The 17,666-nt window shown below is 34.9% G+C and carries 14 protein-coding genes and 2 pseudogenes; 3 read left to right on the top strand and 13 right to left on the bottom strand.

Annotated features, from left to right (window positions below; genetic code table 11):
- Positions 1–19: 19 nt before the first annotated feature.
- The 9 genes and pseudogenes from F8162_RS23550 to F8162_RS23595 form a co-directional block, all read right to left on the bottom strand.
- The gene (locus tag F8162_RS23550; protein ID WP_151630543.1) at positions 20–280 is read right to left on the bottom strand and encodes a LemA domain protein; all 261 of its coding nucleotides are present in this window, start codon (positions 278–280) and stop codon (positions 20–22) included.
- A gap of 75 nt (positions 281–355) precedes the next feature.
- Positions 356–1,783, bottom strand: coding sequence for a basic amino acid/polyamine antiporter (locus tag F8162_RS23555; protein ID WP_151630544.1), 1,428 nt, complete (start codon positions 1,781–1,783; stop codon positions 356–358).
- A 213-nt stretch (positions 1,784–1,996) separates the two neighbouring features.
- On the bottom strand, positions 1,997–3,508 hold the full coding sequence (locus tag F8162_RS23560) for an ABC transporter permease/substrate-binding protein (RefSeq protein WP_151630545.1): 1,512 nt from the start codon (positions 3,506–3,508) through the stop codon (positions 1,997–1,999).
- Positions 3,509–3,511: 3 nt separating this feature from the next.
- On the bottom strand, positions 3,512–4,462 hold the full coding sequence (locus tag F8162_RS23565) for an ABC transporter ATP-binding protein (RefSeq protein WP_151630546.1): 951 nt from the start codon (positions 4,460–4,462) through the stop codon (positions 3,512–3,514).
- Between the two features lie 102 nt (positions 4,463–4,564).
- A complete protein-coding gene (locus F8162_RS23570) occupies positions 4,565–5,122 on the bottom strand; it encodes a YdcF family protein (protein ID WP_151630547.1) in 558 nt (185 codons plus the stop codon).
- 246 nt (positions 5,123–5,368) lie between these two features.
- Positions 5,369–5,806 (bottom strand): annotated as a pseudogene (locus tag F8162_RS23580) (MFS transporter); the annotation flags it as partial.
- A gap of 1 nt (position 5,807) precedes the next feature.
- Positions 5,808–6,344: an NADPH-dependent FMN reductase gene (locus F8162_RS23585; RefSeq protein WP_087956346.1), complete on the bottom strand. Its 537-nt coding sequence runs from the start codon at positions 6,342–6,344 to the stop codon at positions 5,808–5,810.
- A 146-nt stretch (positions 6,345–6,490) separates the two neighbouring features.
- Entirely contained in the window at positions 6,491–7,645 is a 1,155-nt protein-coding gene (locus tag F8162_RS23590; protein ID WP_151630548.1) for a glycosyltransferase family 1 protein, read from the bottom strand.
- Positions 7,646–7,679: 34 nt separating this feature from the next.
- Positions 7,680–8,900, bottom strand: a complete 1,221-nt coding sequence (locus F8162_RS23595; protein WP_151630549.1) for a glycosyltransferase — start codon at positions 8,898–8,900, stop codon at positions 7,680–7,682.
- 139 nt (positions 8,901–9,039) lie between these two features.
- Between F8162_RS23595 and F8162_RS23600 the strand changes: the two are divergent.
- Positions 9,040–9,814 (top strand): annotated as a pseudogene (locus F8162_RS23600) (DUF2711 family protein).
- 65 nt (positions 9,815–9,879) lie between these two features.
- On the opposite strand, the gene gnd reads toward F8162_RS23600, so the two are convergent.
- The 3 genes from gnd to gntK are packed head-to-tail and all read right to left on the bottom strand — an operon-like array spanning position 9,880 to position 13,697.
- Complete coding sequence (gene gnd / locus F8162_RS23605; protein ID WP_151630550.1) at positions 9,880–10,776, bottom strand: phosphogluconate dehydrogenase (NAD(+)-dependent, decarboxylating); 897 nt, start codon at positions 10,774–10,776, stop codon at positions 9,880–9,882.
- Between the two features lie 18 nt (positions 10,777–10,794).
- The gene (locus F8162_RS23610) at positions 10,795–12,144 is read right to left on the bottom strand and encodes a GntP family permease (protein ID WP_151630551.1); all 1,350 of its coding nucleotides are present in this window, start codon (positions 12,142–12,144) and stop codon (positions 10,795–10,797) included.
- A gap of 14 nt (positions 12,145–12,158) precedes the next feature.
- Positions 12,159–13,697, bottom strand: a complete 1,539-nt coding sequence (gntK, locus tag F8162_RS23615; protein WP_151630552.1) for a gluconokinase — start codon at positions 13,695–13,697, stop codon at positions 12,159–12,161.
- Between the two features lie 556 nt (positions 13,698–14,253).
- On the opposite strand from gntK, the gene F8162_RS23620 reads away from it, so the two are divergent.
- A complete protein-coding gene (locus F8162_RS23620) occupies positions 14,254–15,156 on the top strand; it encodes an ABC transporter permease subunit (RefSeq protein ID WP_151630553.1) in 903 nt (300 codons plus the stop codon).
- The gene (locus F8162_RS23625) at positions 15,153–16,172 is read left to right on the top strand and encodes an ABC transporter permease (protein WP_151630554.1); all 1,020 of its coding nucleotides are present in this window, start codon (positions 15,153–15,155) and stop codon (positions 16,170–16,172) included. Before F8162_RS23620 ends, F8162_RS23625 begins: the two co-directional genes overlap by 4 nt.
- Positions 16,173–16,299: 127 nt before the next feature.
- Here F8162_RS23625 and adhP read toward each other — a convergent pair whose 3' ends face one another.
- Positions 16,300–17,337, bottom strand: coding sequence for an alcohol dehydrogenase AdhP (adhP, locus tag F8162_RS23630; protein WP_151630555.1), 1,038 nt, complete (start codon positions 17,335–17,337; stop codon positions 16,300–16,302).
- Between the last annotated feature and the right edge of the window lie 329 nt (positions 17,338–17,666).

Raw genomic sequence — 17,666 nt, forward strand, 5'->3', positions numbered from 1 at the left:
TTCAAAATGAAAACGTATATTAATGAGATGGAAATGCGTTTTTCTCTTGTAAAATGGCATTATGAGCAATTTTCATTTTAGCAAGTACATAACGTAAACGATCTTCAGCGTTTTCATCTTTATTTTGCTGTAATTCCGCCAAATTCTCTACAGCACTCGCTAAATTTTCAATCACTCCTCGTAGTTCAGGATGATGATTAAAAAAGGATTCTTGCACTAATACTTTCCTTACTTCACTCGCTAAATCAACAATTCTGGTTAACTGTTCTTTTTCTTCCATTTTCATCCCTCCTGAATATCTTATGAATTAAATATTCTCTAGACAAAGAAAAAAGCCCTTTATTTAAAAGGACTTTTACATTTTTATATTTCCAGTCAATAACATATAAAGTGATGTGATCGCTGCAATAACAATTGCCCACATTACATATCTCTCAATACCTCTAAAACAACGATTTCCTTTTTCTTTTCTTGCATACATGTAAACAATAATCCCGATTCCATATACAATTGAAACAAGCAATAAATTTTTCAAACCCGCTGCATATAGAAGCCATACAGAATAAGTAGAAGCAATTAAAGCTAACGAGCCGTTTTTTACTTTTGCATCTTTTAGTTCGTTTGTAATAACTAATTTGAATTGGAATAACGCTGATAATAAATACGGTACTAAAATTGATGTTGAAGCAATGAAATACATAATTTGATATGTTGATTCTGAAAACAGAACGATTATAAATATAATTTGGGCAACGCCGTTTGAGATCCATAATGCCATATGTGGCGTTTGTTTTTTATTTGTTTTCGTAAAGACTTTCGGAAACACGCCATCTTTTCCTGCTACATGGGAAATTTCAGAAACAAGTAAAAACCAGCCTATTAATGTACCTACAAGTGAAGCAACTAACCCGATGTTAATCGCAACTGCGCCCCACGTCCCAACAACATGTTCTAATACATGTCCCATTGACGGGGTTTCTAACACGGAAAGCTCTCCTCTTGTCATCGCTCCCATTGACAAGACAGAAATTAAAATATAAATAGACATTACTAAAATAAGTCCAAGTACTGTCGCTTTACCAACATCTCGGCTATTTTTCGCTCTACCAGATAATACAACCGCTCCTTCAACCCCAATGAAAACCCAAAGAGTTACAAGCATTGTATTTTTCACTTGACCAAGTATAGAGGAAACTGAGATCGTTCCTTCTCCCCAAAAATCATGTGTAAATGTATCCCAGCGAAACGCTGTTACCATTACAACAATAAATAATACGATTGGAACCAATTTCCCTATCGTTGCAATAACATTCATAATAGATGCTTCACGAATTCCAAATAAAATCAGAAAATGAAGTGTCCATAATAAAAGTGATGCTCCAACGATAGATGCAACATTATTTCCGCCTTTAAAAATGGGGAAGAAATAACCTAATGTACTAAACAGTAACATGATTGTTGCAACGTTTCCTAAAATTCCTGCTAGCCAATATCCCCAAGCACTGTTAAATCCGATATATTCTCCGAAACCAGCACGTGCATAACTATAAATTCCGCCCTCAAGCTCCGGTTTTTGTCTTGCTAACGTTTGATATACGAGCGCGAGTGGAATCATTCCCATCGCTGTAATACACCAACCAATTATTATAGAGCCACTATTTGCTCCTACTGCTAAATCATGCGGTAAACTAAAAACACCGCCACCGACCATTGTTCCGACTACTAATGCAATTAATGGAAAAAAACCTAACTTCTTTTCTATTTGTACCACCCCATCTGTCATTCTAGGTGTTATGTTCGTTCAACTATTAAAGTCACCTTTTTCTCTAATAGACGTTTCTCTTATATTTTTTCAGGAAAACATTACTTATTCTAAAAGAAAATGAAGAAAAATGGAATACTTTTTTGAAAAAATGTATAAGTATGCACAAAAAAACCGTTCATTTTGTAATGAACGGTCATTTCACATATATAAATTTGTATATTTCTTGTAAAATTAGCGAAGTAAATTCTCTTTTTGTAAAAATTGTTTCGCAACTTCTTCACTACTTTTTCCATTCACATTTACTTCGTAATTCATTTTTCGCATTTCTTCATCTGTAATCTTCCCAGACAATGTATTTAATACTTTTTCAAGTTCAGGATATTTCTCTAATGTCTCTTTTCTTAATAATGGTGCACCTTGGTACGGCGGGAATAACCCTTTATCATCTTTTAGTACTTTCAGTCCGTATTGCTCAAGTTCACTATCTGTTGAATATGCATCGATTACGTTAACATCTCCTGATTGAATTGCACTATAACGTAGTTTCGGTTCCATCGTTTTCACATTTGAAAACTTATAGTTATATAATTTTTGCATTCCTTTATAACCGTCTTCACGATCAGCAAATTCTAATGTGAATCCTACTTTCGCATCCTGTGCAATATTTCCTAAATCAGAAATTGTATTTATATTATTTTGATCTGCTATTTTTTTCGGCATAGCTAGTGCGTATGTATTGTTATATTCCATCGGCTTCAACATAACCATATTATATTTCTTTTCCATTCCAATGCGAGCCTGCTCATATACTTCATCCCGATTTGTGCTTTTTGGCTCTTCTTTCACGAAAGTAGATAAAGCTGTTCCCGAAAACTCAGGGTATATATCTACTTCTCCTGATTTCAACGCTTCAAATACAAATGCAGTTTTTCCAAGACCTGGTTTTAATTCTACGTGTAAATCTGTGTCTTGTTCAATAAGTTGCTTATACATTTGAATTAAAATTTCAGGTTCTGATCCAAGTTTGCCGGCAATAACAATATCTTTCTTTTGTGTATTCCAAAGAAATGGAGAGACGACTATTACAAGAGCGATGCATATCGTCAATATAACGCGCTTAGAAGAGCGTTTTGGACTCTCTAGCACGCGAAGTACTATATCAAAGAATAAAGCGAGTAACGCGGCTGGTACGGCCCCTAAAATGATAAGTGCATGATCATTTCGATCGATACCAAGTAAAATGAGTTTACCGAGCCCACCAGCACCTATAAGAGCTGCTAATGTAGCCGTTCCAACAATTAATACCATCGCCGTACGAATACCGGCCATAATAATCGGAAGCGCTAGTGGTAGTTCTATTTTCCACAGTCTTCTCCAGCTATTCATCCCCATAGCTCTCGCTGCTTCAATTAAAGATTCATCTAACTCCCTTATTCCTGTATATGTATTGCGTAAAATAGGTAATAGTGCATACACAACTAATGCGATAATGGCCGGAAGCTTTCCAATTCCTACTAACGGAATTAATAGTCCGAGTAATGCAAGTGATGGCACTGTTTGCATTACTGCAGAAGTTCCTATAATAAACTCTGCCATCCGTTCTTTTCTCGTTAATAAAATGCCAAGCGGCACCGCAATAATTACTGCAAAAAATAGTGAAATAAGCGATATTTGTAAATGCTCACTTAATGCAGTTAGTAATTCTATTTTTCGTTCTTGGAACGTTTGTATAAAATCAGTCACTGTTTAGCCTCTTTCCTTCATTTGTTCAACAATGTAATTGACAATATGACGACTTGTTAAAACTCCAACATATTGACCATTTTCTTCAACTGGAACGACTTCGTCAGCTCGTACACGAACTAATGCTTCTTGTAAAGGAGAATGTAATGATAGTGCATCCCCATCTTCTACCCGCATACTTTCATCAAGTGGCAATACATCTTCTATACTTTTCCCTTCATACCAAGGTCGTCCACGATTTCCAATGAACTCTTCTACAAATTCATTTTTCGGATTATGTATAATTCCTTCTGGTGTATCTAATTGAACAACTTTTCCTTCTTTCATAATACAAATACGATCTCCAAGCGATAATGCTTCTTGCATATCATGTGTTACGAATACAATTGTTTTTTGAATCTTTTTTTGCAATTGTACAATATCCTTCTGAAGCTGCTCCCTACTTAATGGATCTAACGCACTAAATGGTTCGTCCATAAGAACGATTTTTGGATTTGCGGCTAATGCCCGTACAACACCAACGCGCTGCTTTTGACCCCCTGATAATTCATCAGGCATACGATCGCGATATACGTCTGGATCTAGCCCAACCATCTGTAACAATTCATCGACACGGGCTTTTGTTTTTTCTTTGCTCCACTTTCTCATTTCAGGAACAACTGCAATATTTTCTGCAATTGTCATATGCGGGAACAAAGCGATTTGTTGCAACACGTACCCTATATCCCAGCGTAATTCATTAATATTGTATTGTTGAATATCTTTTCCATCGATTAAAATTGAGCCTTCAGTCGTTTCAATTAAACGATTAATCATCTTCATTGTCGTTGTTTTCCCGCAACCACTCGGGCCAATAAGGACAAAAAACTCTCCCTTTTTAATTTCTAAATGCAATGAATCCACTGCTTTTGTGCCATCTTCATATGATTTTGACACTTGATTAAACTGAATCACAAATACAACTCCTTTATCGTTGTTTCCTTTATTTTGATGGAATATGGAATTCATTTCAAATGATACGCATTATTCTACAAAAAAAGAGCTCACATTTGAGCTCTAACGGTCTAACAATATTGTTTTCATAATAGCGGCATATTCACGCACATACATTTTTCTCTTAGAGCGTATTGGCGTTTCAGCAGCTAGTGCCTCCATCTTCATGCCTAAACGCTTTGCAATTATTTTCGTTCTATATAAATGATACGTATTACTTACAACTACCGCATGTTTCACATCATATAAATCCATACTAAACTTTACATTTTCATACGTATTTGTAGATTGATCTTCTATTAAAATACGACTCTCATCTATACCATGTACCATTAAATAATTTCTCATACTATGAGCTTCCGGTATATCTTCATCTTCTCCTTGACCACCTGAAACAATTACTTTCACTGTAGGATAGGAAACTAGATATTCCAATGCTACATCCAAACGATTTTGAAGAGATACAGACGGTTTATCTCCAAATAATTTTGCGCCTAATATAAGAACGTATGGAGAGTGATGGCTCAATTTTTCACGAGCAACCTGCTTCATCCGAAACGTCATATAAAGAATGTATAGTGGTGGTAATAATAAAATTATAAGCAAGATCCATTTGTTCATAAATAAGTTTGCACTCCCTTTCTTTTTATTATATAGAAAAAGATAGGAAGGCAGAAGTATTTTTTAAACGAGTGATTTATTCGGAACATCCGCTCCGAGTTTACGTTGTGATATCACATAATAAAGAGCGATTCCTAATGATAGGATCAATATATAGCTTAATAGGTAAAATGGGAGCATTACCCCAACCTTAATTTCAATTAAAAAGCTCGCAGCCGCTCCTGAAATAACTTGTGTTAACTGTCATTGGATCTCCATCGTTCCACTTAAACTTTTATAATGTTCTGATTGAAATATTTCTTGATTAAATGCAAAAATTGTAGGATAGAATAATAGATAATAGAATGACCCTGCTATATAAATAATAATGTAATAAATAGAATGATAAGATTGCCTGGCAAATCCCCATATAGTCATCATTCCTATAACGGCTATCCCGATACCTTCGTTACATAACAATAAAGATTTTCTTGAAAAACGATCAATGCTTTGCCCAATGAATGGTGTTAATAAAAACGTAATGAGGGTTGCAACGATAGAAACATATCCAAACGTTGTCTCTCCTCCACTCTCTTTAATTAACAACCACGGAATCGTTATCATAACAATTCCGGAACCAATAGCTGATAGACTATTGGCCCCTAGATTGAAATACAAGCGTGAATCTTTATACAGAGAGGGCATATCACTCCACTCCTAGTTGTTTTTTCACCTCTTTATATACGCCCATATACGCTTTTAATTCTTTAACTAAATCATGAATTAATGGTTTTGCATCTTCTCCCAGTTCACCATCTTGTACATGAAGTCCATCAAGCACAACTTGTTTTGGGATTGCATTTGCGTATACCCCTCTAGCTACAATGCGCATACTGTTTAATGCGTTAATTCCACCTTTACCGCCTCCAGCCACTGCAAGTAATGCGACAGGTTTATGAACAAATTCACTACTACTTAAGTAATCTAACGAATTTTTCAGCGCTCCGCTCATTGCATTATGATATTCTGGTGTACATAGTACTACACCGTCTGCAGTTTTCACTAATGCCTTTAATTTTTTTACCGCTTCTAATTCACGTTGTGATTCTTCCCCATTATATAAAGGCAGTTCCTCTGCTGCTAAATCGTATAACTCCCCTTCAAATTGATCAGCAATATATTTTGCAACCACACGAGTTCTACCAAATTTTCTTGGTGTACCGTTAATAACGACTAGTTTCATAATTATTTCTCCCCTTTATTTTCAAGTTATACTTATATATTATCAGAAATTTCTACACAAAACACAATATAAAGAGGTAACTAGCTTGATAAAATAGTATGATAGACGTAAAAAAGAACCCATACGAAAGTATGAGTCCTTCACAATTACTTTTCCTCCTCTTTATGGCTCAGTATACCTATGCTTCCTTTCGCTTCAAAATGGGTATACGCTTTTTCTGCTAATTTGATACGTTCTTCTGGTAAGGCTACATATTTCATAATATTTTCTATTATTTTTTCGTACGGAGTAAACACAATTCCTGGCCACTCTATCTCATCCTCTGGATTACTATTTTCCGAAATAATAAATTTCTTATTTGCCACTGCATAAGAAACTCGAGGTGTTTCAAGAATGCCTGATAAGTAAAAATGAATATTTAATATAATTTTAGACCTAGCAATCAACTCATTTCTAACAATTCCCCACGCATTATTTTTAAAAACAATATTTAAATTCGGGGCAACTGCTTTTAATTGATCCAAAATAGCTTGCCGCCTCGGATTAAGAGCACCTATAAACAGTATATCGATGTCTTCAGTGATCTCATCTTCAAATGCATCTTTTTTTATTTCCAAAGTTGGCGCATAGTTCATTCCTACATGGCTTATTTCTTTACCTACCCCTTTTTGTTTTAACCACTCTATATTTTGTTTGCTATAATCCCAAATTTTCTTATCTTTTAATAACATTAAATAAAGTGGGTGCGCATAAGGGCTTCCTTCATATAATTGTTCTAAATTATAAATAATTGCATTTTTCGGAAGTAGATTCGGGTTATGTGCATATGTATGCGCTCCAAAAACAATTGTATTTTTCACATTTTCTAGTATTGTTTCTGATATAATTGCTGTATTTCCCTCCTGCTCCAATCGCCATTTCAAAGCTCGCGCAACATCTATGAAACTACCATACGTCTTTGGGCATATAAAAAGACAATAATCATATTCTTTATTCAAATAAGCTTCCATTAGCCTTAAATTATTTTTATATAAATCCACATCCGGGTGTTTAAGTAAAAGCTCATTTGCATGTTTTTTTGCTACTTTATATAATCCAGCATAATAAGCAGCAATGCATCTTCTTAATTCGATTCTTTGCCGATGCTCATCTGCTACGTCCATGTCTAAAAGAAGATTTGCGATACAATACGCTTTTAAATGATCACGATCATAATAATAATCTAGTAGTGGCATCAATTCTTCATACGTATTCCCATGCACAGATTCCCCTAGTTCTAGCGCCCATCGTATTAATTCCATTATTACTCCACTACTCCTTTAACCGAAATTGTATTTAATAAAATTTCGCATTACTTTCTACCATATTTGCTATATGCAACGGCAACTCTTCTTTTTTCGATTCCAAAAATTTTTGTGACACTGCACCTAAATGTTTTTTATGCGGTATATAAAAAGCACTTATAGAAATCTCATAGTCAAATAAGTAATCATACACATGATAATCTACAAATAGAAGATCATTTTTCGGAAAAGGAACTTCCTTCCCTTGCAGGGCATACATCAAAGCAATATTATTTTGAGATTTTAATCGATACATTCTTGCAAGTTGGTATAATGGCTCAGCCCGGGTTGGTCTATACTCCCATGCTTTTTGAAAATAAAGAATAGCTAATGCTGTATATTGCTCTTCTTGCTTCTTCATATTTTCTTGTTCATCCGCTTCTGTTACTTCATGTTGTTTATTTGCTGAACGGTTTGCTAATTGTTCATAACAAAATCCTATTCGCAATAACGAATAGAAAACCTCTTCAACCCATCCGCCTGCTTCCACTCGTTTTTTATACCATTTAATCGAATCTTCAAATTGACTTAAATGAAAATATGTTTGGGCTAAATAAAATAAATATCTTATATGCAAATCAGGCGTTGTTTCTGGATCATTAATCCCTTCTAACAACAATCTCTCATCTCTCTCAAATTTATCAGCTTTACTACCACCATCCCCAGGGTCGTTAACGACAAGCGTCTCTAACCTTGCTACTCTCGTATTGTAATTCGCACCAACTTTGGAACGATCTATATCCCAATACTCATGAGTAACACCAACAGATTTCCATGGTAAAGAAGCTTTCAAAAGGCGTGTAAGCCAATACTTAATATGAATATCATATTGCAATGTAAGATAATGGTCTTCTGTTAAACTAGTCTTATCAAACTCAGGATCAACTTCTAATATCATATCTGCATCTAATATTAATAAATAATCTGCTTCTGGATATGTTTTTTGTGCCAATGAAACAGCTAAACTTCTGTTATAACCAAAGTTTTGAAATGGTTCATGATGAACTGTTCCAGGGATATCATTTTCTTTACACCAATTTTCAATAATTTCAGGTGTATGATCAGTTGATCCCGTATCACAAATAGAAACAAAATCTACAATTGATTTTGTAGCATTTAAACATCTTTCCATAATTCTAGACTCGTTTTTAACAATCATACAAAGACATAACTTTTTTTCTTCCCTTGCCTTCTTAACTTGCTCATTACTCATTTAACCACCTCATATTTTATTAACACGCTCTTTTCATATGTAACACCACTTCATAGCTACACTGATGACATAATCATCCTTTTACTATTTATGAAAATTTCATTTTATTTATTCTTATTTTTATGTTGGGACATCTTTCATGCTTCACTATATTTTTGATACAATCAGTACAAAATGAATATATATCACTTAACAGAAAACTCAGTATACTATATAGTTTACGAGGAGGTTTTATTTTGTTGGATTACATTTGGCTAGATGACAAATCCCCAATTTTAGAACAACTACCAAGCAACTTTAAATCTGCAGCTATACTACTACATCCTTTTGTCCAAATGCCTTCAGGGTGGGAAAACTCAGTAAGAAAAAGACCTTACGAACACATATATCCAAGCGCTGAAGAAATCCTTCAAAATGGGAAATCCGTTTCTTGGAAGGAAATGATGTCTTATAGCGGACTAAATTCCTACACAGAACTAGCAACAGCCATGTTGACTTCCATTAGTGCCTTTACAGGAGAATATAAAAGAGACGACTTAGCTAAAAAGCTACATACAAACTTTAAACAAGACCTTTATTATCCAACGGAAGATTATACATCTATATTTTTATTACATAATTTACTGAAACTCCTCGGTTCTAAAGGTGCAAAAAATCTATATTTCTCTGAACCAATATTTGATACAAACGTATCATTACAGGCAAATGATACTACCCCCTTAAATATTTGGGACCTTATCTGTAGTGAGTTCATTATTACTGATGAAAACATGGATTATGCATTCATGAGTGTGTTTGATTCCTTTACAACTTTTTTATTAGCGAAAGACGAAAATATAGAACACGTTGTTCAATCAATACATGTTGAAGCTATCATATGTGATAAAAAAACGATGGTTGATTGGTATTTTTAAATTAGAGTTTCCTTACACAAAAAAAGAAACTTGCGCTTATGCACAAGTTTCTTTTCAAAACATCTTTATTTTTTTACAACTTCATGTCCACCGAACTGATTACGTAACGCTGAAACTACTTTTCCGTGGAATGTATCATCTTCTTGAGAACGATAGCGCATAAATAATGACATTGCGATTACCGGTGCTGCCGCCTGAAGTTCAAGTGCCGTTTCCACAGTCCATTTCCCTTCTCCTGAAGAGTTCATCACACCTTTAATGCCATCTAGTTTTGGATCATCTGCAAATGCCTTTTCAGTTAAGTCCATTAACCAACCACGGATAACTGATCCGTTTGCCCATACTTTTGCAACATCTTCATAATTGAAATCAAAATCACTTTTATCCAACACTTCAAACCCTTCAGCGATTGCTTGCATCATACCGTACTCAATACCGTTATGAACCATTTTTAAGAAATGACCACTTCCAACGCGGCCTGCATAAGAATGTCCATTCTCTACTGCTAAATCTTTAAATAAAGGTTCTAATTGATCGTAAATTTCTTTTTCTCCACCAACCATTAAACAAGCACCGTATCTAGCTCCTTCTACACCGCCTGATGTACCGATATCTACGTAATGTAAACCAAAGCTTTTCGCTTCTTCAGCACGGCGTAACGTATCTTTATAGAATGAATTTCCGCCTTCAATAACGATATCGCCTTCCTCTAATAATGGATATACATCTTTTAATACTGACTCAACAACTTCTCCCGCAGGTACCATTACCCAAATTGTACGAGGGGCTTCTAGTTCAGCAATCATTTCTTTTAATGTATGACGAGCAGTAATCCCCAAAGCCCCTGCTTTTTCAACAAGTTCTTTATTAACGTCGTATACAACGACTTCATGCTTGTCTTCATATAAATGTTCTGCTAATGGAAATCCCATTTTTCCTAATCCAATTAAACCTAGTTTCATATTAATCAATCTCCCATTCTATACAAATATATTTAATAAAGAAATTAGTCCAAGTGCTACAACAGATAATATCGTCTCCATTGCAGTCCATGTTAATAATGTTTCTTTCACAGTCATTCCAAAATATTCTTTAATCATCCAAAATCCAGAATCATTTACATGTGATAAAATTAATGACCCTGCACCTGTTGCAAGTGCTAGTAGTTCAACATTTACACCTGGTGTACTTACTGCAATCGGTGCTACAATTCCAGCTGCTGTCATCATAGAAACTGTAGCAGATCCAGTCGCAATTCGGATAAGTGCCGCAATTCCCCAGCCTAATAATATCGGTGAAATATGAGATTCTTTCGCCATTTCTGCGATTGTCGTTCCAATTCCAGAATCTAATAACACTTTATTAAATGCTCCGCCTGCACCAATAACTAACAGTATGTTCGCAATAGGTCCTAAACAATCATTTGTAAATTGTAATACTTTATCTTTTGAGAAACCTTTCGCATAACCAAGACTAAAGAAAGAGTATATCGTTGCAATTAATAATGCGACTATTGGATCTCCAATAAAGTGCAATACTTGTGCAAGTTGACTTGTTTTGTTTAGCGCTACTTCTGCAATCGATGCACCTAGCATAAGAAATACTGGAAGTAAAATAGTAAACAATGTATTTCCGAAACTAGGAAGTTCCTTCTTCTTATCTCTTTCAATAAATTGCTCCGCTATATCTAATGGTACTTCTTTATGTATACGAGCACCGATCCATTTCCCGTAAAGCGGACCTGAAATGATTGCAGTTGGAAGTCCGACAATTAATGCATATAAAATTGTTTTCCCTACATCTGCTTTAAAAATACCTACCGCTGCCATCGCTGCTGGATGTGGCGGCACGAGTCCGTGTACAACGGATAGTCCTGCTACTAGTGGAATACCGATTGTAATAAGTGATACCCCTGTTTCTAACGCAATTGTAAATACTAATGGAATTAGTAGTACAAATCCAACTTGGAAAAACACCGGAATTCCTACTAAAAATGCAACGAACATCATTGCCCAGTGAACACGTTTCTTCCCAAAACGACCAATTAATGTGTTAGCAATTCGTTCAGCACCGCCAGATTCGGCCATCATTTTTCCAAGCATCGTTCCTAATGCTAAAACTATCGCTAAAAACCCTAACGTATTACCAAGCCCTAGTTTAATAGAATCGATAATCCCTGGATCTTTTGGTGAAGTTCCAATCAATGGCATTCCCATTGCTAATCCTACACCAATTGCTGTTAATATTAACGCGACAAATGGATGCCATTTTACTACCGTAATAAGTAAAAGTAGTATGACAACTGCCGCTAGTACGATTCCAACTACCATTTCTCCCAATCCCCCTATTGTTTACGTTGGAAAGCAGCTATACAATCAAATTCTTCTTTCAAGCGATTGTAAAGTCGTTCATACATATAAAACATTTCTAAGTATATAGCCGTATTTTCTTTATTCGGTACATGATGATGAACAATATCAATCCAATCCTTTACCTCTTCAAGAGAATCAATTTTCCCTACAGCATATAAAGCAACTGCCGCTGCCCCAAGCGCAGATGCTTCATGACTTTCAGGAACAAGCAAGTCTTTTCCCATCATATCGGATAACATTTGTCTCCAAAATGCAGATTTCGCAAAACCTCCTGAAACGCGTATTTCCGTAAGTGGCCCTGTACAATCCCTGATTGCGAGTGCAACAGAATATACGCTCATACAAACACCTTCCATGACTGCTCGTATAAAATGTTCTCGTTTATGCTGAAGGTTTATTCCAAAGAATGTACCACGAGCATTTGCATTCCAGTAAGGTGCACGCTCTCCAGATAGAAACGGTAAAAATAGCAATCCACCCGCTCCAGCCGGTACACTTTCCGCATATTTAATTAATAAATCATACGGATCAATTCCAAGCTTCCTTGCTACTTCTTGCTCCAGGCTACCAAATTCATCACGTAACCATCTCAGTAAAATTCCGCCGTTATTCGTTGGTCCGCCGATCACCCAGTGCTCGTCAGTTAATGCATAACAAAACGTTCTTCCTTTTTCATCTGTATTAACACTTGATGAAATTGTTCGAACTGCACCACTTGTACCAATTGTAATTGCAGCTGAGCCAGGCGATATTGCCCCAACGCCTACATTCGCAAGAACACCATCACTTGCACCAATAACAACTGGAGTATCTTCACGAATACCCATCTTCTGTGCTAATTCCGGTTTCATACCAGATAAAATATATGTTGTTGGCACAGGTTTTGATAATTGTTCTGGCGACATATGTAACATCGTTAAAACATCTTCATCCCAGTTTAATGTTTCTAAATTAAATAACCCAGTAGCTGATGCTATTGAATAATCCACTACGTAACGTGAAAACAATTGATAAATAACATACTCTTTAATGGAAATAAATTTATAAGCGCTCGTATATAATTCTGGCTCTTCCTCTTTCATCCACAATAATTTAGAAAGCGGCGACATCGGATGAATCGGTGTACCCGTTCGTCTATAAATGTCATGCCCATTCATATGTTGTAATAATTTTTCCGATTGTTTCGTACTTCGATTATCTGCCCAAATGATAGAACGCGTTAATGGCGCACCAGTTTCATCTACTGCAATTAATGCGTGCATTGCTGTACTAATACCGATTGAAGAAATATCTTCTGGTAACACGTTACCTTTTCTGATGGCAACGCTTACAGTTTTGTATACAGCAGCACATATTACATCAGGATCTTGCTCAGCCCATCCGACTTTCGGTTGAATAATTGGATAATCAACTGCATGTGATGCAACGACTTTTCCTTTTTCTGTGAACACAACCGTTTTTGTACTTGTGGTACCGATATCAATCCCGATTACTCTCCCCCTTGTTTCCATGCGACTCTTCCCTTCGTTTCTAGCAAAATACGATTTAGTAAACCGTTTACATGAATTAGTATATAAAATATTTTTTCTTTAATCAAGTTTTAAAAAGAAAATTTTTTTCATAACAAAAAATATCTCCCCCTCATTCCACTCCACTTACATACTAAATTTTAATTTTCAATGCGGTAGATTTGCGTTTTATTCGTTACGTAACACACTCTTTTTCTTTCATTAGGAACACATACATATTCATTCCATACGTTCTACTCATTTGAATGAAAAAGAAGTTGGAAAGCGATATTCATTTTTATGGAGCATTTAACATCAAGCTAAAAAAACAACTACATTCCAAATAGGAATGCTGTACCTTTTGCTCTTTAAATTGTTTTCGGTTCACTCTTCCTTTTTATCTTAATATACATAGAGCGCGTATCCTACTATCACTTTATTAACTTGTAAATATATGTTCCATAATATAAAATCTAATAGTATTTATATTTTTCAGAAAAATAAAACAATATTATAGACTTTATTGTATAATGTTGTAAAAAGATGTCGGAGGGATTTAATGTTACATAAAATATCTCAATTCACAATTAAACTTTCATCCATTCTTTTATCACTGTTACTATTATTAAATTTACCTTACTTATTTATCACTCAACAAGGATTTACCTTTCAACCAATTTATTTTTTTGACCAGATCGTTACTATGTTAAAACAGGTTTTCTCCCCTGAATCATTGTTGGTTATAGGATCAGATCCAAAGTATGGTCATTTAAAAACAACACCATTATTTCCAACTGTTTTAGAACCTTATCTATATTCATTTACTATATTATTTTTAGCCTTTTTGCTTGCGCTCTTTCTTTCATCTAGCATGGCATTTTTTTATTTTTTAGCAAAAGATTATATAAAAAAATGGATAAACCGCATTGTATTCATATTAGAAGCTGTCCCTGATATGATGATGATGATTTGTTTGCAAATATTTTTCATATGGGTACTTCAGAAATTCGGGGAAGCTCCTTTCACCATTATTTCTTTTAATGAAAATCGCGCTTATTTACTCCCTATTTTATCTTTAGCTGCCTTACCTACATTACAAATGTTTCGAATGATGGTGTTATACATACAGGAAGAACATGGAAAACATTACGTAGAGGTTGCATATGGCAAAGGCCTTTCATCAAGTTATATACTTTGTATTCACTTATTCAAAAATATATCTATCCACTTCTTCCACCATTTAAAAACGATTTTTGTTTTCTTACTGTCTAACTTATTCATTTTAGAATTCGTTTTTAATATGCAAGGCATTATTCAATTTTTATTTAAAAAGGCGTTTATTTCACCTCCTGCTGCATTTATCATACTTGTCATGATTATTTTACCGTTTTATACTATTTTTCAAATAATCTCTCTTATGATGAATAGATGGCAAAAGCAATTGAAAGGGGCAGCTTTATGAAATCTATTTGGAAATCAAAACGATTTTTAATCGGCTTTACTTATTTATTCATACTTGTTTCAGCTAGTTTTATTTATAGTTGGTTCTTTAAAGATAACATCCCAAAAGCTCCTCAGTTACTTTACAATGACAATAACGAATTACTTGGAAAGGCCCCCTTTCCACCATCGTTAATACCGCCTTTTGGATCTGATCGTTTTGGAGAGTCTGTTTTCTTACAAATTGTAGAAGGAGCAAAATTCACCATTTTATTAGCCGTGGCAATTAGCTTCTTTCGAATTTTATTCGGAACATGTATAGGAATCCTTTTAAGTTTATATGTTCCAAAATTCAAGAGATTTTTCCAGTCATGTTCAGAAGTTTTTTACTATATTCCTACTTTATTTATCGCATTTATACTCATCACACCCGTTAATATTGTAATCGTATCAAATGCTGATAGATTAGATCCAAATGTTTCATTTGCGTTTTATCAAGTACTCGTACTTATTTTCGTCGCTCTGCCTACACTTTCTTTATATATATCCTCAGAGGTTGATGAATTTATGAAACAAGATTACATTTTAAGTTCCCAATTGCTAGGGGCTAGCCGTTTTCATATTATCAAAAAACACTTACGAGTCTTATTACTTGATCGCTTATTTGTGTTATTTATGGAACATATCGTCCAAGCACTCATACTCGTTATCCATTTAGCGTTGCTTGATATCGTAATTGGTGGGATTCAAATGCGAGAACTCTATGATGGAGTGCTCAAGCCTGTTTCTCTATCTAATGATTGGGCTGGCCTTATTGGATTAAATCGTTATGAAATGAATCTTTCATGGTGGATTATTTTTTATACTCTCGTTTCATTCTTTATTACAATTCTATTTCTTAAGCTTATGACAATCGGGATTCAAGATGCACTGAAAGCAAGAGATTCGCAAATTGTTGCAATTCAAACCGTTCCAGATCATAAGAAATTTGTTAATAGTAAAGATTCTTTTTCGTTTGCAAACAAAGTGAACCTTTAATCATCTCTCATGAATCGGCATTGATAAAAAAACTGATCCCTGTTGAATGCAGGGATCAGCTTTTTTATGCCGTCTAACTTTTTTACATGTCCTTTGCTAGACTCATACTTTTTATATTTAAAGTGAATTATTTACAATCACAATTATGTTGTTTAAAATCGATTACCATACGTCCTTGAATTCTACCTTGCTCCATTTCTTCGAATACATTTTGTACTTTATCTAGAGAACAAGTTTGAACAACCGGCACTACTTTTCCTTCTGCACCGAACATAAATGCTTCCTCTAAGTCCTTACGAGTACCGACTAATGAACCAACTACTTCAATTCCATCTAATACAAGGCGCGGAATGTTTAAATCCATAGTTTCTACTGGTAAACCTACTGCAACAACTTTACCACAAGCACGTACTGCATCAACTGCTGAATTGAATGCTACTTTAGAAACGGCTGTTACTACAGCGGCATAAGCACCACCAAACTCTTCTTGCACAATCTTATCAGCAGGACCTTGAGAAATTGGATTGATAGTCATATCAGCACCAACCTCTTTTGCTAAGGCTAATTTGTCGTCATTAATATCTACTGCAATTACCTTTGCACCAAATACGTTTTTTGCATATTGGATAGCTAGGTTACCCAATCCACCACAACCATAGATGACGATAGGTTGACCAGGTTTAATATGTGATACTTTTATTGCTTTATATGTAGTTACGCCCGCACATGTGATTGATGATGCTTGAGCAGGATCTAATCCTTCTGGTACTTTCACCGCATAATCTGCTGTAACAATACATTGTTCAGCCATACCACCATCTACTGAATAACCAGCATTTTTAACTTCACGGCAAAATGTTTCTCTACCAGTTACGCAATATTCACAACGTCCACAAGATTGGAACATCCATGCAATACTTACACGGTCACCTATCTTTAGTGAAGTAACATCATCAGCAATTTTCGTAACAATACCTACACCCTCATGACCAAGAATGCGGCCATCTGTGTTTCCGAAATCATGATTTGCAACGTGTAAATCAGTATGACAAACTCCACAATACTCTACATCTACTAGCGCTTCACCTGAGTGTAACGGACGTAATTCCTTTTCAATAACTTCAATGTTTGCTTTACTATTTTTATTAACCACTACTGCTTTCATATGTGATCTCCCCTTTAGTGTTTTAGAATTTTAATGAGTTCATCTCACAACTTCTACCTGCACTGTTTTGGCCAATTATTGCACCAAATTTAAATGTTCAATCATCATTACACGTTCATCATAACATGGAATTTTAAAAGCCTTTTGTTAAATATTGAACAATATTTGAATTATTAACCAAATGTTTATTTGAAGAAAAAAATGAATTTGCATCGATGTATAGTTTATGAGAACTCTACGCGGGAATATAAGGCTCCATTAATACAGATTTTTTAAAACAGGAAACTATAATCATCAAATTTTAATAAAAGAGTATTGACCAATATAAA

It is taken from the genome of Bacillus sp. CH140a_4T, assembly GCF_008923725.1.
Classification (GTDB): Bacteria; Bacillota; Bacilli; order Bacillales; family Bacillaceae_G; genus Bacillus_A.

Bases quoted from the DNA above. Each gene is read 5' to 3' on its own strand.
- F8162_RS23625 (WP_151630554.1), top strand. From the start codon at position 15,153: ATGAAATCTATTTGGAAATCAAAACGATTTTTAATCGGCTTTACTTAT.
- F8162_RS23585 (WP_087956346.1), bottom strand. From the start codon at position 6,344: ATGAAACTAGTCGTTATTAACGGTACACCAAGAAAATTTGGTAGAACT.
- gntK (WP_151630552.1), bottom strand. From the start codon at position 13,697: ATGGAAACAAGGGGGAGAGTAATCGGGATTGATATCGGTACCACAAGT.
- F8162_RS23570 (WP_151630547.1), bottom strand. From the start codon at position 5,122: ATGAACAAATGGATCTTGCTTATAATTTTATTATTACCACCACTATAC.
- F8162_RS23590 (WP_151630548.1), bottom strand. From the start codon at position 7,645: ATGGAATTAATACGATGGGCGCTAGAACTAGGGGAATCTGTGCATGGG.
- F8162_RS23620 (WP_151630553.1), top strand. From the start codon at position 14,254: ATGTTACATAAAATATCTCAATTCACAATTAAACTTTCATCCATTCTT.
- adhP (WP_151630555.1), bottom strand. From the start codon at position 17,337: ATGAAAGCAGTAGTGGTTAATAAAAATAGTAAAGCAAACATTGAAGTT.
- F8162_RS23555 (WP_151630544.1), bottom strand. From the start codon at position 1,783: ATGACAGATGGGGTGGTACAAATAGAAAAGAAGTTAGGTTTTTTTCCA.
- F8162_RS23550 (WP_151630543.1), bottom strand. From the start codon at position 280: ATGGAAGAAAAAGAACAGTTAACCAGAATTGTTGATTTAGCGAGTGAA.
- F8162_RS23610 (WP_151630551.1), bottom strand. From the start codon at position 12,144: ATGGTAGTTGGAATCGTACTAGCGGCAGTTGTCATACTACTTTTACTT.
- gnd (WP_151630550.1), bottom strand. From the start codon at position 10,776: ATGAAACTAGGTTTAATTGGATTAGGAAAAATGGGATTTCCATTAGCA.
- F8162_RS23595 (WP_151630549.1), bottom strand. From the start codon at position 8,900: ATGAGTAATGAGCAAGTTAAGAAGGCAAGGGAAGAAAAAAAGTTATGT.